We start from the raw sequence: 23,120 nt of genomic DNA, 5'->3' as shown, positions 1-23,120 counted from the left end.
AATTAGTTACAATAAGATGTTAATCAAATTAGAACCTAAATTATTACTAAATTATTTAGTTTTATAGATTATAGGTTAATTTGTAGCTAAACAGCGTTTGTAGCCAATATTTCACCATATTTTGTAAAACCTTAACAAGAAGAATGTCTATTGTTTCCATCAATTATTCTAATATTTAAAGTCGATATCGGGATTAAAAATAGTTGTAAAATTAGAATTAAACAAGTTTATGAACAAAGAATTACTAAGACGTTTTGGTCAATTTATCCAAAAGCAGACTAGTCATATAGCAAATTTTTTCTCATACTTAAAAAATTTGTTTAGTAGCGCAAATGTTAAATATAGAAAAACCGATAAATTTCTCTTAATTTTAAGCGCTGCTTTAGCTGTTTCGATTATAGTTGCAATTCACTTCGATGAAAAAATAACCCCTGCTGCTTCTTCAACTCGTTATACAACTTCGTGGATTGGTAATAGTTTCGGTGGTGGTGATAAATGGGTACAAATCCAAATTAGCGGGATGTATGTGGCTCCTGATGGAACAATTTACACCAATAGCGAATGGGATGAAGCAGGTAGAGAAGTTGGGATTTATAGAAACGGGGACGTAATCGGAAAAGCGGAGGATTTACACGGTTGGGGAAGAAGCGGTGGAGTTGCTATTACTGCCAATAAAAAATATATATATGTGGCGATGGAGCAATCGGGGATCGATCAAAAGAAAGATGGTTTCCCGCCAAAAGGAACGAACTGGTACTGTGTCAGACGCTACGATTTAACAGGAAAAACCGCTCCTTTTGCGAATGGGAAGGGGTGGGATAAAAGTATGTTAATTGTCAGTCAAAAAGATGAAATCACTGGACTAGCAACTGTAGGTAAAGAGTTATTTGTTAGCGATAGTGCGGCGAATAAGGTGCGCGTCTATGACACAGAGACGATGCAGGAGTTACGCAGTTTTGATTTAGCAAAACCCGGAAATATTGCTGTCGATACAACAGGTAATTTATGGATAATCCAAAATAACCAAGTTGTAAATTATTCAAAAGAAGGTAAAAAATTAGTTGGAGTTATTTCCGAATTAAAAAATCCCAGTGCAATTGCTGTTGATAATCGCGGTAGACTCTTAGTTGCAGAAAATAGTCAGAGCCAGCAAGTTCTAATTTACGATATTAGAAATAAATCCAAACAAATAGGAACTTTTGGGGAAAAAGGTGGAATTTATGCGGGAATTCCCGGAGAAGTTAAAGATTTAAAATTTTACGGTATTTCCGGAGTCGGTAGCGATAGCTGGGGCAATATTTACGTTAGTAATGATGGGTTTGAACGCTCTGGAGTAGATTTACGCAGTTTTTCCGCATCGGGTAAATTACAGTGGAAGTTATTAGGTTTACAATTCCTTGATAACGCCGATGTCGATCCAGAAACAAACGGCTTGGATGTATTTACAAAAAACGAACGCTTCACAATGGATTATAGTAAGCCACCTGGGAAGGAAGCAACTTATCAAGGCTATACTTTAAACGCTTTCAAATATCCTCAAGATCCCCGCTTGCATATCCCATCAGATGCACCTTTTGTACGTCGCATCCAAGGTAAAAAGTTTCTCTTCCTAACAGATATGTATGGTGGCAAGCTGCAAATTTTCCGTTTTAATAAGCAAGCCGACGGTGAAATTGCCATACCTTCAGGAATGTTTGTTGTTAGCCATCCAGATGGTAAAAAAGCGATAGGAGGTGATTATCCTCCGTTTCAGCCTTCGGAAGGTGAATGGATTTGGCGGGATAAAAACGGTAACGGTAAATTTGAAAGCAACGAATACGATAAAAGTAAAGATCATCCCTACATTGGTGGATGGTGGGTAGATAGTAAAGGCGATATTTGGAAAAGTTTACGTACTCAAGATGGTGTTGGAATTCGTCATTTTCCTTTACAAGGATTGGATCAAAATGGTAACCCCATCTATAGTTACAGCAAGATGGAAAAAATCAACCATCCAAAAATATTTGGTGACTTACGCAGAATCGAATATTTCCCCGAAACCGACACCATGTATTTATCGGGTTACACGCCAGACAATCCTGCAATTAACAACGATTACGCGAAATTAATCGGCTCGGAAATCGCTCGTTACGACAACTGGAGCAAAGGCAACCGCAAACCAAAATATCGCATAGTGCTTCCCGTAGATAAAAGCGCACCTCCGGAAGTATTGAATCCAGCAGCCATGAGTATAGCTGGGGATTATGTATTCGCCGTCACCGTCAAGAAAGCAGAAGTTTACGTTTATGATGCCAAAACGGGAAGACAGGTAAAGATTTTGAAACCCGGCGCGGAAGTCTTCGGGGAAACTGGTTGGGTTGATATACCTTATGGCGTGCGGGCTTTTCGACGTAAAAACGGTGAGTATTTAGTATTTGTTGAAGAAGATGCCAAAGCTAAGGTGATGATGTATCGGTTTAATAGTTAGCAGTTAACAATTATCAATTATCAGAAACCCGGTTTTTTGGTAGAAATCGGGTTTCTGAGTTTTGACGAAGGTAATTTAAGGCTTTTTACCAAATAGTAGTAATAGTCGTCAAAGCTCGAATTCGTGAATCACGAGTAACCAAAGGAATACTTAAGGAAAAAGCTGTAGCAGCAATAATTCTATCGGGCATATCAGGAACAGTTCCCCGATCAATTTGCACAATTGCTCCTGAAATATTTCGATCCAGAGGTATAAGCATGATACCTACATTTGGGTCATCCAAAGCATTTAAAATTCGTGTTAACACCTCTTGAGCAAAACGTCCCTTCTCTACTAAGTAAGCAATTTCTACGATTGTGATAGCAGATACGTAAATCGGATTACCTGTATCAACTGCTCTTTCCAAGGTTGTTAATGCAATTTCTGACAATTTCTGTAAGTCAAAAACGTACCAAATTAAAGTATGTGTATCTGCGACTACCGATGTCATTAAACAATATCCCTGGGAAAATTGCCCCACATTTCTTGACGTGCTTGAGCAATGTCTTCTTCAGTAACATCTACTTTTAAATCAGCACATAATCCTCTAATATTTTGTAAAGGAGTTTTAGGGATTGTCTTCTGAGACAAGAATTCTGCAAAATCTAAAAGTTGTTGCTGTTTATCAACAGATAAATGGCGTAATTTTTCTAACACTGCTTGCTCTATATTCATCTAAACTTTCTCCCAATGTAATTTACTAAAAATGTCAACTACTAGCTTATCTTTTAATAGTATATCTGTAAAAAACTTTACACCACTACTGCATTATTAACTTATTTTACGATCAATTTTATAGATTAACTATTTCTAATTTTAAACTAATTATTATTAGACAAGTGGAAAAATGACTATTACTTTTAATCGAGAAACTTACGCTCAGTTGTTAGCTAAATACCAACCAAAAGTAATTACAACTGATGCAGAAAACGAACAAGCAATATTAATAGCGGAAAAACTAGCACACAAAACTAACAGAACTTCGGAAGAATCGGCTTTATATCAATTATTAATTACGTTAATAGAAAAATATGAAAATGAGACATATCCGATGGGTGAAACAACTCCATTATCGATGCTTTTACATTTAATGGAAGCTCGCGGTTTGAAACAAGCAGATTTAATTGATGTAATTGGTTCCAGCGGTGTAGTATGAGAAGTTATTAATGGAAAGCGAGAAATTAGCAAAGCACAAGCACAAGCAAAAGCTTTAGGTGATTTCTTTAATATTGATGCTGGCTTGTTTATTTGATTAATGCCTTAAGTCAACTATACTTTTACCATGCATAGTTAAAAGCAATGTTAGACAAACTTATAAAATATTTTGCATACGCGACAAAAGGTCATATTACTAAAATACAGCTAATCCGGTTTTTGTATTTGGCTGACCTTTATTCTGTAAAATGGACGGGAAAACAACTTACAGAACTAAATTGGTATTATTATCATTTAAGTCCTTGGCATCAAGATATAAATACTGCTTTAGATAAGATGAATGGTAAAGAAATTAGTATAGAAACTGAATATAATACAGTACTTATTAAACTTGGTGAAAAAGCAAAAACTATTGATGATTTACAATTACCTCTAAGCTTAAAATTAATCCTTGATAATATTAGAAGAGAATGGGCAGGGACTGGACAAGATAAAATTAAGGAATTGTTAGATTATGTATATACTACTGCTCCAATGGTTGAGGTTAAAGATAAATATAAACCAGAAGAAAAAGTTAAACTTAATCTACAATTAGAACGAGAAAAATTAGTCAGTGAATTAAATTAGAACTATCAAGTGGCTGGAAACAAACCGAGACAGGGCTGGATATATTTTATCACTCCATACCGAGTATTTCTTCGTTGCAAACTCGGTCATATTCACTTTTATAATTTAGAGAAATCGGATAATTTTTCTTGTAAAACTGCTGATTGCAGGCAAATAATTAATTATAGTAGAGTGTTTCGTAGAGAACAGCCTTATATTATCTGGGAATCCGATAAATTTCAAAATGGTATCAACTATGTAGATACTTTTACTGGAATTCCTTTGACTTTTGATATCCGAGAAAGAGATAAAGGATTACCTACGATTTACCCAATTAATCCTACAAGTAAAAATGGCTTTGAAAAACAATCTTTTGCTTTAGTTCATGATATTTTTACCGTTGATGCCAACTGTTTTAAAGATGCAAAAGGAGATTGGTTAACTCGAATTGGACAAATAGATAAACCTGATAAACAAGCTATAGAAGAACGTTTAAAATATTTTTTAGATATTCAAGAAAATCCTGGCGATGATTGGTTTGTGAAAAATGTATCTTCAGATATTTTAAATCAAGTGTTTGACAATTTATCGGCAGATAATCAGGAGTCGGCTTTGGAAGAAATGATTGATGATGTTGAGTTTTAGAGGATGTTTTTAAAGTTATATACTTAACCTGGCGACTAGAAGTCGCGACTACACAGGCAAAACCCGCCTGCGCGGGTTGTAAGTTAGTTAGTCAACGCAGGTAGACTTTGCCTATGTAGTAGCGACTTTTAGTCGCCGGATACTTTTAAAACATCCTTTTAAGTTAAATGGACGATTAGGTTTTAGAATAAATAATATCAAACGTAAACTTTGGAGATTTACTATTGAGCGACCTTTATCAAGGTAAAGATCCCCGCAACATTGGGAATTATAGCGTAGCTGAAGCGGTACACCATTTGCGCGTACCATATTCGACCGTGCGTTCTTGGGTATTTGGCGCTCGTTATAAAACTAAATCTGGTTCAAAACGCTTCGAGCCAGTTGTTACGATTCCAAAACCAGATGAACGATTATTATCTTTTACTAATTTGATAGAATTACACGTTCTTAATGCTATCCGACGCTATCATAAAGTACCTTTAGAAAAAGTTAGACAAGGGGTTTTATATCTTCAAAGCCACACGGGAATGCAGCATCCCCTTGCCAACAAAAAACTTTATACCGATGGAATCGATTTATTTATTGAACATTTAGGGTATTTAGTTAATGCTTCAAAAAGCGGACAGTTAGTAATACCAGAAATTGTTGAAATTTATTTAAAACGAATTGAATGGGATGAAGATGATTTACCAGCGATACTTTATCCTTTTACTCGCACAAACGAAACTGGAACGCCAAAGTTGATTGTCATAAATCCATTAGTATCTTTTGGACAACCTGTTTTAGAAGGAACTGGAGTACCCACAAGTATCTTGGCAGGAAGGTATGGTGCTGGAGAATCAATTGACGAATTAGCCCAAGATTATCAGTGCGATCGCCTAAAAGTCGAAGAAGCTATTCGTTATGAATTGGCATTGGCTGCATGAGTGAAGATGTTTAAAAGAAGAATTATAAAGGAATGTGGGTAATACGATCTTGAAATTCTTTTGATTCGTTTACTTGAGCAATAAAAATCAAATCGTCGATAATTTGTCCGATAGTTGCCTTTCTACGAAACACAAAAATACCAGGAATATGGTGATTTTGCGCTAAATGTTCAGCTAAATGAACTGGCATAGAAGTACGATTATTGGTGACAAGAATAAAATTATTTAACTCGCACCATGTCAAAATTTCGGGATCTAGGGTTCCTTTTAATGGAGTAGCAGGTTCTCCAACCATTAAAACAGTTAAATCTGATTGATAACGTAATAATTGCTCTTTATACATAGGTGGTAAGGTTTCATCAATCAAATAGTTGATTGTCATGAAATCATCCCTCTTTGAGCAGCTTTCATTTGACGCAATCTCGAAATATATTCGGGTGGATTTTCATCTTGCTGTTTTGCAGATTCTTGGCAGTATTTTAACCACTCTGCCATATATTGAGTAACTGATTCTTGGTTGTGTAAGTAATAAAGAATAGTCGCGTAAATTTGCTCTAAGGTAAGATTAGGATAAGTTTCAGCGATTGCTTCTGGGGAATGACGATGATAAATGTATTCATCTAAAATGGTTTCTATACCGATACGAGAACCTTTTATACGAATGTCGTTAGGAGCAAGAAAGTTAAAGTAGTCTGAGAGTTGCATTGGTTTGTCCTATTTTTTAGTTTTTATATTAAATATATTTAATTCAACAACTTAAAAATCATTTTGTGAAGTAACTATTACCAGAAATACACTTTTACCTTACCAATAGCTTTCCTTGACTTGTTGCAGCGGCGATTGCATTATTATTAGCTGTAAAGACTGTAATCCCTGAGACGTTTACATAATCGCCATCGTCGGTAATTATTTGTTTGACTCCTGCTTTGTCCATTGCTTCTAATATCAGCAAATCGTAGCCATCAAGCAATTCAGTTTCAAATCTTTGAAGCGCGGCTTTTGCTGTAGCTTCGTTAACTAATATATCAGTACATACCGCAATCGATGTAACCTGACTCCAAGCTGCTTCTAGTTCGTTAAAAACCGTAGTTCTTTCTGCTGAATGATTGTGACGATATTCTTTCGGTTTTATTTTTGAAGAAAATATTCTTCTTTCCGTTTTCTCAATATTATGTGCTAACTCTGCAAGGGAAAGAGCATTGTATAAAAGAAAAGATTCGGCATTCAGTGCTTTGGAAAAATATGAAGAATAATGGGTTATTTTAGGTAATAAAGCAGGAGTACTAGCTTTAGTATAAGTAAGCCAGTACCAAACATTAGTATCTACTAGAAAAGTATCTTCTTTTTTAGGCGTATCAGAACGAATATCAACTACTTTCGCTCTTACTGTATAGCTTACCATTAAGCACTCTCAGCTTGTTCGCTCAACGCTTCATCTACTGCTTTGCGGTTATTCTCATCCGAATAATACAGCTTTGAATTCTCGATAACTCGTTTAAGTATTTGCTTACCAACTGGATTCAAGTTAGTAATTTTTAAAAGACGATTTAGACTTTCTGGCTGAATATCTTTTAAAAGTTGTCCAATTGCAAAATTGAAGAATGGAGAAGCAAAAATTTTGACTTCAGCAAAGTCTAATTGTATAGGTTGCTCTGCTAACAATTCTGCATGAGCCAATTCATACACCTTTTGACCATCTTCAGGTGTAATGCAGTTTTTGCCTATTAGGGTGAGAATTTCGTATTTCATCGCCTAAATCTTCCCTTAAAATAATGGCTCGTCATCTGGCTCAAAGGTCAACGAATAATAAGACTCATCACATGAAAGTGTGATGTTAACCAGCGTACCTCCGAAAAAAGCAGACAAATTACTATAAGTTTCTTGTTGTTTATCAATTATGACATATCCATCATGACTGAAAATTTCAAGTTTTCCTTTATTTATCTGAACAAACCTTTTCAAGCTTTCAAGTCCAATACCACCTGTTACATTACCGCGTCTAGTTGTTGTACCTGGTTGAAAAGCCCATTCAAGCGCTTTGTCTGCTGGTAGATTCAGGTTTTGTTGGAAATTACGTACATTATGAGGAATTCCCACTCCAAAATCAACTACCGTTAGTTTAAGTTCGCTTAAATTAGGATAGTGTTGTCCGCAGCTAAATACGCCAATCTCTGTTTGCCCGTGTTCAAAAGCATTCGCGTAAATTTCGAGCGTTGTTCCTACAATGACACTTTGTAAAATCTGACCTATATGAAGCCAGTCTCTACCTAACCACTGTTCTGCGAGATAGTCAACTAAACTATCCTTATCTTGATATCGATCTTCTCTATAAGGAATGGAGTTACCTTGCCAAGGTTCTTTGTCGTCCCCAAAAACATACATGAAACCATTTTGTTCAAGATTTCTTCTAACATTTTTATGAAGAGTATCCCATCTAAATGTAATATTTCCGCCTCGAATTTGAATCAAGCGGATTAAACCACCCAAAAAAGCAACAGCATTTGGTCGTAAAAACCAGCACTGAGAAAAATCAAATATTACTTCTGTTGCTTCGATTTCGACCTTTTGCCATAACTCGAACAGCCGCTCAAAGTCTTTTAACTTATCGTTAACGGTAGGGACATTAAAAATGAGGCTCACAACTTTTGTTCAAAACTTTGGCTAAAATAATACAGGTAAAAGTTGTTAATTAGTTTACTTTATTTACGATATTCAATTAACAAAAAATTGTAGGGTGGCGAGTTACTTTTTAGCAACAGGTTTTCTCTGTTGTAAGAAGTGATTTTTGAGGAACGAAACCCAGCATATTTATCAAATAACAACTACTTTTACAAGACACCGCCTTGATTTTGGATGACCCAATCAAGCTCCATTTTTTTTGGAACCCATATAGCAATTACTCTAACATTATCAATTTCTTCCTCTTCATCTAAATGAAGTTTGAGTTTATGGATTTGAATGGTCAATTTGTCATCAACCTTAATTTTTCTGTCACCTGGGTATTTTCCTGGTTCTGAAGAAGCGTCTCTTCCTTGAAATAAATTTAACTTACCTGAATTACCGACAGTTCTTTTACGTTGATGATTACCCTTATCTATGAAGTAAATATCACAGAGTTCATCGGGATTTTGTTTCAAGTAATGCCCTACTTGTAGTATGAGTCCAGTCAATCGTAGCGAATCACTCGGGTGCGTTGTGCGAAAATTGATAATAAGTTGTTCAAAAGTCTTTTGTAAAGGAATATCAGTTGCAAATGAGTGTTTTTTAACCAATATTTTTCCGAACTGTTTTTCATCCATATGAGTTAAATGGGACCAAAATTTATCTACCAACTCCCGATTTGTGTTGATAACATTTTCATCCGAGTCATGAGGATAATTAGGTGCATACCAATCATTGCTAAATCCACCTCTCATCAAAGGTAAATCTAATACATTTTTTCTAGTTGGCTTTTTGAGAGCATTACCCATTAAAAAGGCGCGTTTCCAGTCACTTAACGGTCTGCTTCCGTATATTTTCAATTGTTCGCGTATTTCTTCCTCATGCTCTACGTAGCTGATGAAAGCATCTTTTACATCCTGCTCCAAAAAAACACGACAGTAACCTAAATATGAGCGCTTGTATCCAAAAAAACGCGCTCTCTGCTGGAGAGTATCTGCGTTTCCAACACCAGCACCTCTAGGCATATAGCTTACAGTCAATCCTTCTACTGTAAAACCCCTATCCATTGCTTGTCCACCAATAAGGATATGAGCATATTCATTTCTCCAATCAATTTGCGGCGTTTTTCCTCCAGTAGCATTTATCTCTTGGATATTCGTCTGATTAATAGCACGTGGAAGAGTGTTAACAAGTTCTTCAAAAGATGGTAAGTCAGGGACAGTTTGAACTAAGTCTTGATAGGCTTTATTAAAATCTCCTAGTAATTTTATTTGACTTAGTTCTTTTGTATCCTCAGATATAATTTTTTTCCATTGATTATTTACCTGTCTAGCCCAATGAAAATATTCTCCATGAGGAGCAGTTTTTTGTGATGGATGAACCATCATTGAGCGATTACCTCTACCTTTATCCTGAACATAACCAGCAGCTACTCCCAGGTAGAACAACCTCATGGCATACAAGAAACTTTCAGGAGTCTCAATAACCTCATTGTTTTTAGTCGGAATTTCTTCAGATGGTATAGTTTTGATCAGTTTTGGATTTTCTAGGAAAAACTCTTTACCTCCTGTATAATCCGCACCAGGAGTCAGCACTTCAGCAAAGTCTGGCGAAAGTAAATCAACAATATTTATTAGTAAAGGGGCTTGTGGTGTTGCAGTATATTGCAAGAAAGAATGATGAGGAAGTCGTTGTCGAAGCTCAATCAAGTGGCGGTAAATTGTACTTATTTGTCCTTGATTGACTTTGTTATTCAGCCCCGCTTGATCTGCCTCGTCATCAATTATTAGTACTGGTACTCCTTGCAAATCCATATTGCCAAGCAAGTCTTTCAAATGTTGCAGGTGATGATTTTGCTTCATTACCGTTAAAAGTGCTATTTGTCTCTCGTCTTCCGGTACTGAAGAATCATTCCATGTGTCTAAAGTACTTTGTATATTTCGTCGTTTATTCTCTCGTGGATTTTCAAAATATTTCCATTTGCGGTCGCTGCGTATATCCAAGCGTAAATCTTTTGTCAGCCTTTTATTTGACTGGTTAAATAGGTTTGTTTTAGTTCCTGCAATTACAATCACCATTCGGTAGCCATTGTCACAAGCTAAAGCTGTAACTGTTGTAAAACCCATTGTTTTACCAGCTTGGACAAGTCCATTGACTATTCCTGTCTTGCTGCCACTAAGTGAAGTTGGTGGTACACACTTCTCCATTACCTGAATTGCCTCGTTCTGTATCCTATTTCGGCTCTCTTCATCAGGAAGACCAAGGTGATTAAGTAAAACTTGTGTCTCTTCACCAATTACCGGCGACCATAATCTGTTTGAGTCACTTGTTTGAACGGTAGTTTCCATAATTTCAACTGTTTTAGAACAATTAGACATTTATTTTCAATCGTATATTACTAACGCTATCGTATATTCACTAGCGTGAGTAGACTATGCTATAGTTAGCAGTGATTATACATCCTGTTATCTGTAAAAGGCAACATTAGCGACCGTGAAAAAAATTCGCTGCAACTTAAAGAACTTGATGGACAAAAAACAGCTATCTCAGTACCAGCTAGGTAAAGAAACTGGTCTTAGTATCAATGCCATCGGTCGGCTTTATAGAGAGGAATTTGACCGGATTGACTGTAACACTGCTGAAGTTTTGTGCAATTACTTTGGCTGCGACTTGTGTGAACTTTTTCCCTTAAAAGCAGTTTCCTCAATGCGAATGCTTGGTTCAGAATTTCGTAAACGATATGCAGATGGAGAAAGGGATTTTTTTGAAGTGGACTTGAGTGAGTCCGATCTTAGTGGATTGTGCTTAACAGACTTAAATCTCACTGGGGCAATACTTTACAAAGTGATATTTCGTAACACTAATTTAAGTAATGCAAATCTCGATAAAGCAGATTTGAGAGAAACGGATTTAGAAGGGGCAACATTAAATGGAGCATCTTTAAAATCGGCAAAGCTTGGTGAAGCTAACCTGCAAACAGCCAAGTTGATTTACGCAGAACTAGTTGATGCAGACCTTAGTGGTGCTTGCCTGCAAAATAGTGAGCTTCAATGGGCAAACCTTAGTGGAGCTATCTTAAAAACAGCAAAATTACATAATGCAAAAATACTAAGAGCAAATTTGAGGAAAGTAGATTTAACTAATGCCGAATTGAGCAAAGCAGAATTAAGATGGGTAGATTTACGTGAAGCCAAGTTAATTAATGCCAATCTCAGTAATGCTGAACTAGAAGCAAATTGTTTAGTCGGTGCCGATCTTAATAGTGCTAACTTGAGCAATGCTAACTTTAATAAAACTGACCTGAGCAACGCTAATCTTAGCCATGCCAATGTAACAAAAACCAACTTCAGTAATACTAAACTTGATTATGCGAATTTAAGCTTAACCAATCTTACCCTTGCTAAATTTAATAATGCTTGCTTAGTAGGTGCTAATTTGAGAGATTGTAACTTGGGCGGTTGCAATTTAAGTGGTACTAATTTGAGTAATGCTGACCTCACGAATGTAAATCTGAGAAGTGCTGTTCTTAAAGATGCGAACTTGAGTTGTTCTACAATGAAATTTGCTGACTTTAAGTATGCCGATCTTCTTGGTGCAAATATAAGTGGTGTTAATTTGGACGATACATATTTAGAAGGAGCAACAATGCCTGATGGTAGCATTCATGATGATTTTAGCAACACCTAAGCTTTTGCCCGTCAGCTTAATTATTACTTTTAACTTATGAATCTATTCAGTCACATCAGCATCACCAGCTTACCTTCCGCAAGTGCGATCGCCATCTTCAAATCCTTCAACAATTCTGAAAGCGTATTTGCAGAGTTCCTAAATTTACTATGGACATCGAAAAATAAAATAACCCCGTCACCAAGGGTTTAAATCATATTTTTAACGATGTTTATAACTTAAAAGCCCGCATAGCCGTAAGCCACAATAATATTAAGCAAAAGGCGGAAAATTTAATCAAAACAATCTTTAATCTCGGATGGTGCGTTACGGCTTTAGATACATACTAGACTTTCTTCAATACATTTAGTGCCGTAACACACCCTACAAAAGACAATCCAAAAAAACGCATCCGCTGTTAAAATCCAAATAAGCCGATGACGAGAGTCGAACTCGTGACCTCACCCTTACCAAGGGTGTGCTCTACCACTGAGCTACATCGGCAAAAAATTTTTAAATCTAGGTCTTGGATTTTTATCAAAGTAAATCCAAAACCTAGATGTGAGATGGGCCGAGCTGGATTTGAACCAGCGTAGGCGAAGCCAGCGGATTTACAGTCCGCCTCCATTAACCACTCGGACACCGACCCATGTCGTCTCACGATTACTAATAGTATCACAAGGTCTGGAAAATACCAACGTTTTTTAGATATTTTTCTGAAAGCTAGTGTGGGTGGGGGATGGGGAGATGGGGAGATTGGGAGATTGGGAGATGGGGAGATGGGGAGATGGGGAGATTGGGAGATTGGGAGATGGGGAGACAAGGAGTTAGGAATTTTGAATTATAAATTCTACCCCCTCCCCCTCTACCCCCTCTACCTAATCCCAACTCCTAACTGCTAACTGAGAAGCTCCCCCGTCTCTTGCAACGAATGCAATCTCTTATAAATCCCTTGCTCTTGTAATAGCTCGTCGTGGCTGCCTATTTCTACGATTCTGCCGTTATCCAAAACCACAATCTTATCGGCTTCTCTGACGGTACTCAGTCGATGAGCGATGACTATGGTGGTGCGGGTTCCTTGGATGGAACTCATTGCTAATTGGATCGATCGCTCGGATTCGTAGTCTAAGCTGGATGTGGCTTCATCAAATACGAGTACGTCGGGATTAACTAACAATGCTCTGGCTATTCCAACTCGCTGTCTTTGCCCACCGGATAATCTAACTCCTCTTTCGCCGACTAGGGTATAGTAACCTTCGGGTAGTAAACTAATTACTTCGTCGAGTTTGGCGATTCTACAGGCTTCTTCTACTTGTTTTAAACTCGCGGTTTCATTTCCGTAAGTCAGGTTATCCAAAACCGTACCGTTGAAAATATCTACTTCTTGGTGAACGATCGCCAATCTGCGCCGATATTCTCCTACGTTTAAGTTACGGATGTCTTCACCATCAATGAGTATTTTCCCTGCTTGCGGTTCAAAGTAACGAAACAGCAGTTTTACCAAAGTTGATTTTCCGGAGCCGCTACGCCCTACTAATGCCACCGTTTGATATGGTTCGATTAACAGATTAATATCGTGTAAAATCCGTCTGCTGGGTTCATAACCGAAGCTGACATGGGATAATTCAACTTTTCCGGTAAAATTGTAGGCTTTTTCTGGTTTCCGCACTTCTAAAAGTCCTTCGGAATCAACTCCCGATGGCTCTTGAAGAAATTCGTGGAATCGCAACATGGAGCTATAACGACGAGCAAACATCTCTGCAAGGATGCTAATTGGTTCTAACTCGGCATATGCCATGCTCGATAATGTCAAGGTGGCAATAAAATTACCCAAGGTAATTCTACCTTCGATGGTTGCGGCTAAAGTTAAACCAAGTACCATAAACACGCAAAACTGAATTACGCCTTTTTGCCAGGTATTCAGCTTTATGTAACCTATATGGATACGATATGTCACTACCTTCAATTCGCGTTCAAAGCGTTGTTTTTGCCTCTTCAATTCTTTAGCTTCGGTGGCAAATGCTTTCACTGTTTTGATGTTGGTGACAATTTCTGATGTCCGACTTTCTGTATTTTCCCCGTATTTATCTAAACAACTTTCTTGTTTAATTAGTAGCTGTAAATGCTTTAAAGTAAAGATGAGAATAATTACAAAGGAAATCAAAAATAAAGCCGCAATCCGCCAATCAACGAAACAAATAAATACAAAAATCCCCAAAACTCTAAACAGTTTAGGAAAAAATTGTCCGGTGATTTCTGGATAAGTAAAAGTATGATTTGTAATTCCTTTTGCTACTCTTGATGCTATCCTTCCAGGGTTGTTTTCATCGTAAAACTCTAAAGGTAATGTGAGAATCTTCTCTACTGCTTTTTGACTTTGGTTTCGTTTTGCTTTTAAGGCAATATCCCAGTGGAACCAACCGCTCAACCACGGCTGTGTCGGCGCTCTCACTACTGTAACTACAAAAATTAAACCTAGTAAAATACCTAAAGATAAATTCTTGTTTGCAGGATAGTTTGTTATATCAGAAATTGTCGCGATCGCACTTCTCAAAAACCCATCTAACGGTTGCCCGGAAAGTAGGTTCAGTATCTGTCCAATTGCATAAGGTACTAATAAATCTAAAATTTCATAAACGCTGGATACTGCGATACTAAATATACTCAGCTTCCAGTAGGGACGAAAATAATTAACGATATCTCGTAAGTTTGCCATGACAAGCTGAAAAATTTGTCCAATATCGCCTTCAACGTTTTATACTACACTTGTAGTACAAAGAGATCAATAGCTAAATATCTAAATCATCCTTTGGATAGAAGTGGAGCAGGAAAATCCAGATGATTCAGGGGTAGTTTGATCTTAAGAGTAGCTTTGGGGCTTTGAGCTTAAAAGACTAAAGTCTTAACTACAAAACTACAAACCTAAAACAAACAAAGCGCACCACCAATAGTGAAATGCGCTGTAGGAATAATTAATTGTTAAAAGGGCGACCGATGGGACTCGAACCCACGAATGGAGACACCACAAGCCTCTGCCTTAACCACTTGGCTACGATCGCCATGCCATATTTAACTTATTTTTTAGTATAGCAGCTTATAAATGAATTTATCAAGCATTTTTTTGGAACGGACTCAGATAATCTAGAGTCTAGTAGTCAAATAGTTAATTTTTATATTTAGAGATAATGAAAGTTGTAAGTATTGCTGCATATGCTGGAGCCGCCGTATTAATTGCGTTAGGAGTAGCAATGGCTGGTACAAATCCATCGCGAGTTGAGTACGAAGAATACGCTACTCAACGATTAAGCGAGTATTTAAAAGAACAGGGATGCAGTAAAACTCCGAACTTATTAGATAATTTAATCAAATTCAACTGTGCAAAGTTGATCGATTCAGCCAGCCCCCAAATCAAGCAGATAATTAAAGCATCCACCCAACAACAGGATTATATTTTGTTTAGCGTTTACAGTACAAATTTGCAAATCAACTCTCTCATACCTTCATATAAATTCGAGACTGTAGCAGCTTTAGATAATTTCTTTACTTATAAAGCAGAAAAGGAATGATTTGAGATGGGGGATAGGGCCGAAGGGCATTGTAAACTCCTAACTCCTAACTCCTCACTCAACAAACTTACCCCGCGCTTCTTGAGTTGAATGCAGAATTTGCTCTAAACTCACCCAGTCTTCTCGTTCAATCAAATTAACCAATTCATCAAGATTTGAGCGATAACTTTGCAGCGACATCAGCAACGCTTCTCGATTGTATTTTGCCATCATTACCCCCAATTCCGGATTACCTCCACCGACGCGAGATGTATCGCGAAAGCCGGAACTAGCAAATTTTTGAGCTAGAGTCTGCACTTGTGAATCGGGTTCTTTCTCGCAAGCTGCAATCAAGGAAGCACTCGCCATGACTGGTAAATGAGAAATTAAACTGACTGCTTTATCGTGTTCCTCTGGGGAACAGTAATGAATATTAACGCCAAGCTGACTAATAAGATTTTCAATAACTGCGATCGCCTTTGTCGGAGTTGTATTTATAGGTGTAAGTACGTAGGGCTTATCGTTAAATAAATTTGAACGTGCAGCTTCTATACCAGAATCGTTGCTACCCGCCATTGGATGTCCCCCAACAAAATTTTCCCATACGGGTGAAATGCCTTTGACAATAGGGGTTTTCACCGAACCAACATCAGTTATTACACAAGAAGTTGGTAAATGAGCAATCAATTGCTCAAGTGTGGGAATAATAAATCCCAGAGGCGTACAAATAAATACTACCTCTGCTTCCGACAGCAAGCTCATATTAACCGAAGCTTGGGAAACAACACCCATAGAAATTGCTCTTTGAGTAGTTGAATCGCGGCGACTGACTCCCAAAACATGATGTCCTTGTTTCTTTAAGTCTAAACCTAAAGAACCACCTATTAATCCCAGTCCAACTATGCCGATTATCATACTTAATTTAAAAAATAGGTCATGGGGCATGGGGGGAGATGGGGAGATTGGGGGATAGGGAGACAAGGGGAAAATAATTTTTAACTTGCGACTCTATTGCCAATTACCAATTACCAATGCCCAATTCCCAATTAAATATTACTTAAAAACCGCATAATTTAGCAATTATTCAAAAAATCAGAGGTAGCATCGATGAATGTAGAAGAATTATTGGAAAAATACGCGAAGGGATTTACCGATTTTAGCGGTATCGAACTCAGCGAAGCTAATTTATGTGGGGTAAAACTCACTGGTGTGGATTTCAGTCATGCTAATTTAAGCATAGTAAATTTTAGTGGCGCTAATCTTGCTAAAGCTAATTTTAGTGGTGCTAATCTTAATGTCGCAAGGCTTAGTGGCGCTCATCTTGAAGGTGCAAATCTTTATAAAGCTAGTTTGAATGTAGCTAATTTAATTCGAGCTAATTTGAGTAATGCTCAATTAGTTAAAGCTTCTTTAATCCGAAGTGAATTAATTCGTGCTGATTTCAGTCGCGCTAATTTATTAGAAGCTAACTTGAGTAATGCTGATTTGCGCGAAGCGACACTTCGTCATGCTGTTTTACGAGATGCTAACTTAAATCAAGCTTGTATTAAAGGTGCGTCTTTAGTTGCAGCAAATTTGGAAAGAGCGACTTTGAATGCTACGGATTTAGCTCGTGCTGACTTGAGCGGTGCTAATTTGCGAGAAGCCGAACTTCGTCAGGTGAATATGTTTCGCGCGAATCTTAGCGGTGCGAATCTTAGCGATGCAAATCTTCGATGGGCTGACTTGAGAGGTGCTAATTTACAGTGGGCAGATTTAAGCGGTGCTAAATTAAGCGGTGCTAATTTGGCAGGTGCCGATTTAAGCAATGCTAATTTGACTAACACAAGTTTCGTTCATGCCGATTTAACTGAAGCAAAATTAATTGAGGCTGAATGGGTTGGTGCAGATTTAACTGGAGCAACTTTAACCGGCGCAAAACTTTATGCTACCTCTCGATTTGGCTTAAAAACCGATATGTTGATTTGTGAATGGGTAGATTTGAGTGAAAAAGGCGATCGCTCAATTATTCATCATTTGAATGCTGAAGATTCAGGAGACTTTTTCAACGAAACTCCTCCTACTATTAGGATTATCATAGATAGACCTTTAGATCCAGAAGCTAATTTTGCTTTAGCAGGTGCTTATTTTCAAATTATTCAAAAATATCGAGGATTAAAGCAACCCCCAAGCGTGGAAATTGGTCGCCGTCGCACTGTTTTTACTTTCCGTGTAGATAGCGACGAAAGTTTATTTCCTGTTGCTTATATGGCAATTATTCCCTTTAAAGATGCTGCTGTTACCCAAAAAAGTATATATACCGCAGTAGAGGCGATCGCCAGCCAAGATCCAAACGAACAACTAATCAACATTCAACAAATGCAGCAGTTAACTAATTTATTGGAGCAAGCAAAACAGAATTCAAATACTATCAAAGATAGCACTAAAGTTTTACGAATAGCAGCACAATTAAGCTTTTTCCAAGCTCCTACTCAAACCATTTTAACAAATTCTAACGCCAAAAATCTAATTATTTACGACAGCCCGCATTTTGGCAAAAGATTAATTGACCATCCCCAAATAGAAGCCGCGACCTATGAAGATGAATTAAGCGAACTTTCTAAATCTAGGCAACCTTCTGTAAATATGATTGTAGATTTCTTTAAAGGTTTTCATTATATAAATTAGGACATTGGGAATAGAACATTGGGAATAGGAAATAGTGCAATAACCTTGAGGCATAATTATTCAGTTCAAATATTTCATACTTGATAGTAATTTTTTAGTATTTATAGTTGTTTAAACTTAAATAGAAAACATCTATAGTATTATTTAACAATTATTTAATTCTTAGCAGCGATTACAACTCACATAGCGTCGCTATCTTAACAGCATATGTAATAAATAAATTAAAAAAATCTAAAAGAATATATTTAATATCCAATGCCCTATTCCCAATGCCCCATTCCTAATTACCAATTACCAAACCATAATAATATTGATTCAATAATATACACAGGAGCAAGATAATGTTCAATAAAATGATGGGTCGTACCCGGTATGTAGTTTGTCGGATCATGCTGCATCTAAGCGGTTCGGAGGTTGCACCGATTTTAGGAGCATTAAACCGTAGCGCTTCAGAAGCAATTGATGCTGAAGGTGATATGAAGGTTATGGGAGAAGAATTAGTTTCGATTTGCGAAAATCTATTGGATTACGATGAATCTTGGATGTCCTCCGCTAATGAAGGTGATGTGTTTTGGAAGGAAGAAGACGCAGGAGACTACTTTCAAGAATTATTTACCGACTCAGGAGAACGTTATTTAAGCGAACCACCATCCAACTATTCCAACTCTAACGATTCTTTTTCCGTTCCCGTAACCCGCAATGTAGTGGTAATGATTACAGTGGCTTATGAAGGAGAAGTACCGCAATTAGAAGAGGACTTATCAAATATTGCTGCTATGCAAGAAGCTTTAAAGGCTTTAATTGATTTACATTACAAAAACAAATTACGAGCGGTTCAAGTACACTTCTCACCAGCACAATTAGGTGACGAACTGACTAACGACCAGTTATTACAGCATTTTACAGAATTAATTCCCTTGTAAGATGCGGGGGGATGGGGAGATGGGGAGATGGGGAGATGGGGGGATGGGGAGATGGGGAGATGGGGGGATGGGGAGATGGGGAGATGGGGGGATGGAGAGATGGGGAGACAAGGATAATCTTAACTCCTAACTCCTAACTCCTAACTCCTAACTCCTAACTCCTAACTCCTAACTTCCTAATATTCGGTTCTCCGTACCGATCGCGGCTATAAAGAAGTTGTTAAGCTCAGAGATAGAAGAAGAATTATCACATTATGACAATTTTGCGTAAATTTACAGCGGTTTTTTTAGCCTTGAGTTTGTGTTTTACAACAGTTGCTTGTGGTGGCGGAACTACAACAAGCACCCCGCAGGCTGGAAATGTAACTCGAACTTCAACTAATACCCGAATCAGTGATGGTGAATATCCCGTACAGCAAGCTAGTTACAACGATGCAGATGGACAATACACGCTATTTTTGTTAAATAGCCCTACTCCAACTTTTAAAACCGATAAGTTGCAAATGGCTCGTCTTACCGAAGAACAAATCAAAGAAGGTAAAAATAGTTATTTAAAAGTAGAAAACGGACAGCCCGCACTTTATTTAACTCCAGACTTTCAAATCGCATACACTCAAAACGTTACTGAAACAAAAACCGACCCCCAAACCGGACAAGAACGAACCGTTGTAGTTCAACGCAGCAACGGCTTTTGGGCACCTTTCGCTGGTGCGATCGCCGGTCAAGCAATTGGTAGTTTGTTATTTAGACCCCAGTACTACGTACCACCCGCATATCAGCCGGGAAGGACTAGTTATACTGGTTTTGGTGGATATGGTAGCAGCTATAACGGAGCAGTAGACAGTTATCGTCAACGCTACAACGAACCACCCGCAGCAGTCAGAAACCGTACCACTTTCCGCACCACAGGAAACGTTAGAAGAAGAAATTCCGGAGGCTCAAGTTTCGGAACTAATACTCGTTCTACTCCTAGTAGAACTACTGGTAACAGTCGCTCAACAGGTTCCGGATTTGGCAGCAGCACCCTAAAGCAATCCGGTAAATCCAGGTCAGTAAGAAACAGTCCTTCCAACAGCAGTTTCGGTAGCGGAACCCGCTCCCGTTCCTCCAGAAGCCGTAGTAGCGGTGGTTTTGGCAGCGGACGTAGAAGACGGTAAACGGATTTTGGATTTTGAATTTTAGATTTTGGATTGGGTGGGAGTTGGGAGTTAGGAGTTAAGAGTTAAGAGTTAAGAGTTAAGAGTTGGGAGTTAGGAGTTAGGAGTTAAGAGTTAGGAGTTAAGAGTAACCAGTGACCAGTGACCAGTAACCAATTAAATTCTACCCCCTCTCCCCATCCCCTTGTCCCCTTGTCCCCCATCTCCCCCTCTCCCCCCTCTCCCCCATCTCTTGTCAAGCCACAGCCACAGCTGACTCCCAACGTCCGACGGCTTTACCGATAACTGATAATTCTTGCATCAACTTATCAAAGCGTTCTGGTGATAAAGATTGAGGCCCATCTGATAAGGCTTTGGCGGGGTTGGGATGAACTTCTATCATTAAGGAATCGCATCCTGCTGCTATAGCTGCCATTGCCATTGAAGGAACAAGTTCTGATAAACCCGTACCGTGTGAAGGATCGATCGCAATTGGTAGATGAGTCAGCTTTCGCAAAACGGGTACTACAGATAAATCTAAGGTATTGCGAGTATACTGGCGATCGAAAGAACGAATACCGCGTTCGCATAAAATTACGTTGGGATTTCCCGAAGCAAGAACATATTCAGCAGCCATTAACCATTCTTCAATAGTCGCAGCCATTCCCCGCTTCAATAAAACAGGCTTTGGTTGCGCTCCAACTTTTTTGAGCAATGAGAAATTCTGCATATTTCTCGCTCCCACTTGAACCACATCTGCAACTTCTGCAATTTTGTCTAAGTCAGCAGCGTCCATTACTTCGGTAATAATTCCTAACCCGCTGACTTCTCTTGCTTTCGCTAACAATTCCAAAGCGCTTTCACCATGTCCCTGGAAAGCATAAGGTGAAGTACGAGGTTTGTAAGCACCACCACGTAGAAACTTAGCCCCAGCAGCTTTGACGCGCTTTGCTGTTTCTATAATCATTTCTTCATTTTCTACCGAACAAGGCCCGGCTATTACCACCAAAGGATAATTTTCACCAAAAGTAACTTCACCATCGGGAGTATTAACTACAATTCCTGAAGATTCCCCGTGACGAAATTGGCGACTAGCGCGTTTGTAAGGCTTTTCTACCCGCAATACCTGCTCAATCCAAGGACTTTCATCTTGAATTTGCAGCGGATCTAAACTTGCCGTTTCTCCAACTAAACCAATTACTACTTTATGTTGGCCGACTATTTTCTCCGGTGTCAGCCCCCGACTAATCATTTCTTCACTAATACGTTTAATTTCCGCTTCGGGGGAACCGACTTTCATTACTATAATCATGCAGAGCTTCCCAATATTTATTTTGATTGCTATCTAAAATTTAACTTAATAGGGAGTAGTTAGAAGTTAGGAGTTAGGAATTAGGAGTTAGGAGTTAGGAGTTGGGAGTTGGGAGTTAAAAATTTTCTACCCCCACTCCCTATCTCCCCAATGTTCCTTTAAACTCATATCTTGCACCATTACCACTTAGCTTTTACAACCGCCTTGGAATAAATTCCCAGGCTCACATATAAAGTCTGATAAATCAGACTAGCAAAGGCTTTTAGTGCGTTTCAACGTACTTTGTATATCAGCCGCATCAATTTATTTCAAGGTGGGTTGTCGGGCTAAACAAAATTGGTGCAAGATGTTCCTTTAAACAAAGAATGAAGAACGAAAACTATGCTTCATCCTTCATCCTTCATTAACTTTCATTTTTATTAACTTAACTAGGCGATCGCCATCAAACGAAGTTCATCGCTAAAATTAAACTTTTTTTTGCCGAGTCTCGCGCCAACCTGTTACCATTCGTCCGAAGTTGGTAGTAAATTCGCTCCAACCAATGAGAGTACCCGCTCTTTGTTCCTCCCAGGAAGCCGAAAGAACTCCATAGGTAATTCCCAAAACTCCTAAACCAAATAGCCCCATATTGACAAGCAATACAAGCAGGGGAGGAAGCTTGATATCGGCATAAATTATCAGCAAATAGCTGACAACTAAAGTCAACATACCCAGTACAGATGGTACTCCGCATAACCAAGCTACACGTCTAACCATTCGCTGGCTGACAACTTGGGGAATAGCCATTTCTTGTTTAGTAAAAGGAGGTTTTTTGGAATCTCCCTTTTCAACTTCCTTAACAATTGGCGTTTGAGCGTTGGCTTTTGCTGGCTTTTGGCGTTTTTTATTCGGTTCAAAAGGTAAGCGGTTGCGTTCAGATTCGGCAGACATAATCAGCGGCTCTTCTTTTTATCCACGTATACCGAGACTGCGAATTAAAGTTTTATAACGTTCGCGGTCTCCACTTTGAATATAAGACAAAAGACGCTTACGTTGACCAATCATCTTCAATAATCCGCGACGGGAAGAATGATCTTTCTTATTAACTTGCAAATGTTTGCTCAAACGGTTAATCCGTTCGGTGAGCATAGCAACTTGCACGTCAGAAGAACCAGTATCGGTTTCGTGGACTTGATATTGAGTGATTAACTCTTGCTTTTTTTCTTGTGTTAGACTCATAACCCGGCTTTTTTCTCTAATCTAGGCAGCAGTTTCTCATATTATCACAGGCATTTGGCTGTGGGTGAATTGAGGTGGGGAGATGGGGAGATGGGGAGATAACTCCTAACTCCTAACTCCTAACTCCTAACTCCTAACTCCTAACTCCTAACTC

At 38.3% G+C, this 23,120-nt stretch carries 23 protein-coding genes and 3 tRNA genes; 10 read left to right on the top strand and 16 right to left on the bottom strand.

Annotation, left to right across the window (positions count from 1 at the left end; genetic code table 11):
• Positions 1–229: 229 nt before the first annotated feature.
• Positions 230–2,467, top strand: a complete 2,238-nt coding sequence (locus ACM03V_RS30615; protein WP_414624584.1) for a hypothetical protein — start codon at positions 230–232, stop codon at positions 2,465–2,467.
• 85 nt (positions 2,468–2,552) lie between these two features.
• On the opposite strand, the gene ACM03V_RS30610 is transcribed toward ACM03V_RS30615, so the two are convergent.
• Both ACM03V_RS30610 and ACM03V_RS30605 read right to left on the bottom strand, forming a co-directional pair.
• Positions 2,553–2,957 carry a type II toxin-antitoxin system VapC family toxin gene (locus tag ACM03V_RS30610; RefSeq protein WP_414624583.1) on the bottom strand — a complete coding sequence of 135 codons (405 nt, stop codon included), beginning with the start codon at positions 2,955–2,957 and terminating at the stop codon, positions 2,553–2,555.
• Positions 2,957–3,181 (bottom strand): hypothetical protein, encoded by a 225-nt coding sequence (locus ACM03V_RS30605; protein WP_414624582.1) that lies wholly within the window; start codon positions 3,179–3,181, stop codon positions 2,957–2,959. The genes ACM03V_RS30610 and ACM03V_RS30605 overlap by 1 nt, the downstream gene beginning before the upstream one ends.
• Positions 3,182–3,353: 172 nt before the next feature.
• Here ACM03V_RS30605 and ACM03V_RS30600 point away from each other — a divergent pair, with 172 nt between their 5' ends.
• From ACM03V_RS30600 to ACM03V_RS30585, 4 genes are all read left to right on the top strand, one after another.
• A complete protein-coding gene (locus ACM03V_RS30600; RefSeq protein WP_414624581.1) occupies positions 3,354–3,662 on the top strand; it encodes a helix-turn-helix domain-containing protein in 309 nt (102 codons plus the stop codon).
• A gap of 143 nt (positions 3,663–3,805) precedes the next feature.
• Positions 3,806–4,288: a type II toxin-antitoxin system antitoxin SocA domain-containing protein gene (locus ACM03V_RS30595; protein WP_414624580.1), complete on the top strand. Its 483-nt coding sequence runs from the start codon at positions 3,806–3,808 to the stop codon at positions 4,286–4,288.
• A 9-nt stretch (positions 4,289–4,297) separates the two neighbouring features.
• Positions 4,298–4,912, top strand: coding sequence for a type II toxin-antitoxin system PemK/MazF family toxin (locus ACM03V_RS30590; protein WP_414624579.1), 615 nt, complete (start codon positions 4,298–4,300; stop codon positions 4,910–4,912).
• Positions 4,913–5,136: 224 nt separating this feature from the next.
• Positions 5,137–5,838: a DUF433 domain-containing protein gene (locus tag ACM03V_RS30585; protein ID WP_414624578.1), complete on the top strand. Its 702-nt coding sequence runs from the start codon at positions 5,137–5,139 to the stop codon at positions 5,836–5,838.
• A 22-nt stretch (positions 5,839–5,860) separates the two neighbouring features.
• Here ACM03V_RS30585 and ACM03V_RS30580 read toward each other — a convergent pair whose 3' ends face one another.
• The 6 genes from ACM03V_RS30580 to ACM03V_RS30555 all read right to left on the bottom strand — a co-directional run bounded on the left by ACM03V_RS30580 (position 5,861) and on the right by ACM03V_RS30555 (position 10,877).
• Entirely contained in the window at positions 5,861–6,220 is a 360-nt protein-coding gene (locus tag ACM03V_RS30580; protein ID WP_414624577.1) for a DUF5615 family PIN-like protein, read from the bottom strand.
• Positions 6,217–6,543: a DUF433 domain-containing protein gene (locus ACM03V_RS30575; RefSeq protein ID WP_414624576.1), complete on the bottom strand. Its 327-nt coding sequence runs from the start codon at positions 6,541–6,543 to the stop codon at positions 6,217–6,219. The genes ACM03V_RS30580 and ACM03V_RS30575 overlap by 4 nt, the downstream gene beginning before the upstream one ends.
• 94 nt (positions 6,544–6,637) lie before the next feature.
• Entirely contained in the window at positions 6,638–7,240 is a 603-nt protein-coding gene (locus ACM03V_RS30570) for a hypothetical protein (protein WP_414624575.1), read from the bottom strand.
• On the bottom strand, positions 7,240–7,587 hold the full coding sequence (locus tag ACM03V_RS30565) for an STAS-like domain-containing protein (RefSeq protein ID WP_414624574.1): 348 nt from the start codon (positions 7,585–7,587) through the stop codon (positions 7,240–7,242). Before ACM03V_RS30565 ends, ACM03V_RS30570 begins: the two co-directional genes overlap by 1 nt.
• 15 nt (positions 7,588–7,602) lie before the next feature.
• Positions 7,603–8,478, bottom strand: coding sequence for a hypothetical protein (locus ACM03V_RS30560; RefSeq protein ID WP_414624573.1), 876 nt, complete (start codon positions 8,476–8,478; stop codon positions 7,603–7,605).
• Positions 8,479–8,666: 188 nt separating this feature from the next.
• A complete protein-coding gene (locus tag ACM03V_RS30555; RefSeq protein ID WP_414624572.1) occupies positions 8,667–10,877 on the bottom strand; it encodes a Z1 domain-containing protein in 2,211 nt (736 codons plus the stop codon).
• 115 nt (positions 10,878–10,992) lie between these two features.
• On the opposite strand from ACM03V_RS30555, the gene ACM03V_RS30550 reads away from it, so the two are divergent.
• The gene (locus tag ACM03V_RS30550) at positions 10,993–12,186 is read left to right on the top strand and encodes a pentapeptide repeat-containing protein (protein WP_414624571.1); all 1,194 of its coding nucleotides are present in this window, start codon (positions 10,993–10,995) and stop codon (positions 12,184–12,186) included.
• Positions 12,187–12,597: 411 nt separating this feature from the next.
• On the opposite strand, the gene ACM03V_RS30545 is transcribed toward ACM03V_RS30550, so the two are convergent.
• The 4 genes from ACM03V_RS30545 to ACM03V_RS30530 all read right to left on the bottom strand — a co-directional run bounded on the left by ACM03V_RS30545 (position 12,598) and on the right by ACM03V_RS30530 (position 15,224).
• Positions 12,598–12,669 (bottom strand) — tRNA-Thr (locus ACM03V_RS30545).
• 63 nt (positions 12,670–12,732) lie between these two features.
• Positions 12,733–12,814: transfer RNA gene (locus ACM03V_RS30540), tRNA-Tyr, on the bottom strand.
• 249 nt (positions 12,815–13,063) lie between these two features.
• Entirely contained in the window at positions 13,064–14,881 is a 1,818-nt protein-coding gene (locus ACM03V_RS30535) for an ABC transporter ATP-binding protein (RefSeq protein ID WP_414624570.1), read from the bottom strand.
• Between the two features lie 270 nt (positions 14,882–15,151).
• Positions 15,152–15,224: transfer RNA gene (locus tag ACM03V_RS30530), tRNA-His, on the bottom strand.
• Positions 15,225–15,350: 126 nt separating this feature from the next.
• On the opposite strand from ACM03V_RS30530, the gene ACM03V_RS30525 reads away from it, so the two are divergent.
• Positions 15,351–15,731 (top strand): DUF4359 domain-containing protein, encoded by a 381-nt coding sequence (locus ACM03V_RS30525; protein ID WP_414624569.1) that lies wholly within the window; start codon positions 15,351–15,353, stop codon positions 15,729–15,731.
• A 54-nt stretch (positions 15,732–15,785) separates the two neighbouring features.
• Here the strand turns inward: ACM03V_RS30525 and ACM03V_RS30520 are convergent, their stop codons facing one another.
• Positions 15,786–16,625 (bottom strand): prephenate/arogenate dehydrogenase, encoded by an 840-nt coding sequence (locus tag ACM03V_RS30520; protein WP_414624568.1) that lies wholly within the window; start codon positions 16,623–16,625, stop codon positions 15,786–15,788.
• A gap of 192 nt (positions 16,626–16,817) precedes the next feature.
• On the opposite strand from ACM03V_RS30520, the gene ACM03V_RS30515 reads away from it, so the two are divergent.
• From ACM03V_RS30515 to ACM03V_RS30505, 3 genes are all read left to right on the top strand, one after another.
• Positions 16,818–18,377: a pentapeptide repeat-containing protein gene (locus ACM03V_RS30515; RefSeq protein ID WP_414624567.1), complete on the top strand. Its 1,560-nt coding sequence runs from the start codon at positions 16,818–16,820 to the stop codon at positions 18,375–18,377.
• Positions 18,378–18,730: 353 nt separating this feature from the next.
• Positions 18,731–19,300, top strand: coding sequence for a DUF1517 domain-containing protein (locus tag ACM03V_RS30510; RefSeq protein WP_414624566.1), 570 nt, complete (start codon positions 18,731–18,733; stop codon positions 19,298–19,300).
• A 254-nt stretch (positions 19,301–19,554) separates the two neighbouring features.
• The gene (locus tag ACM03V_RS30505) at positions 19,555–20,457 is read left to right on the top strand and encodes a hypothetical protein (RefSeq protein ID WP_414624565.1); all 903 of its coding nucleotides are present in this window, start codon (positions 19,555–19,557) and stop codon (positions 20,455–20,457) included.
• 235 nt (positions 20,458–20,692) lie between these two features.
• Here the strand turns inward: ACM03V_RS30505 and aroF are convergent, their stop codons facing one another.
• The 3 genes from aroF to rpsO all read right to left on the bottom strand — a co-directional run bounded on the left by aroF (position 20,693) and on the right by rpsO (position 22,966).
• Positions 20,693–21,748: a 3-deoxy-7-phosphoheptulonate synthase gene (gene aroF, locus ACM03V_RS30500; protein ID WP_414624564.1), complete on the bottom strand. Its 1,056-nt coding sequence runs from the start codon at positions 21,746–21,748 to the stop codon at positions 20,693–20,695.
• 465 nt (positions 21,749–22,213) lie between these two features.
• Positions 22,214–22,678 carry a PAM68 family protein gene (locus tag ACM03V_RS30495; RefSeq protein WP_414624563.1) on the bottom strand — a complete coding sequence of 155 codons (465 nt, stop codon included), beginning with the start codon at positions 22,676–22,678 and terminating at the stop codon, positions 22,214–22,216.
• Positions 22,679–22,696: 18 nt separating this feature from the next.
• A complete protein-coding gene (gene rpsO, locus ACM03V_RS30490) occupies positions 22,697–22,966 on the bottom strand; it encodes a 30S ribosomal protein S15 (protein WP_414624562.1) in 270 nt (89 codons plus the stop codon).
• Between the last annotated feature and the right edge of the window lie 154 nt (positions 22,967–23,120).

The sequence above is a fragment of the Calothrix sp. CCY 0018 genome (assembly GCF_963920925.1).
Lineage (GTDB): Bacteria > Cyanobacteriota > Cyanobacteriia > Cyanobacteriales > Nostocaceae > Rivularia.
Note: the sequence above shows the minus strand (reverse complement) of the source record. Positions and strands in the feature narration are given on the sequence as shown.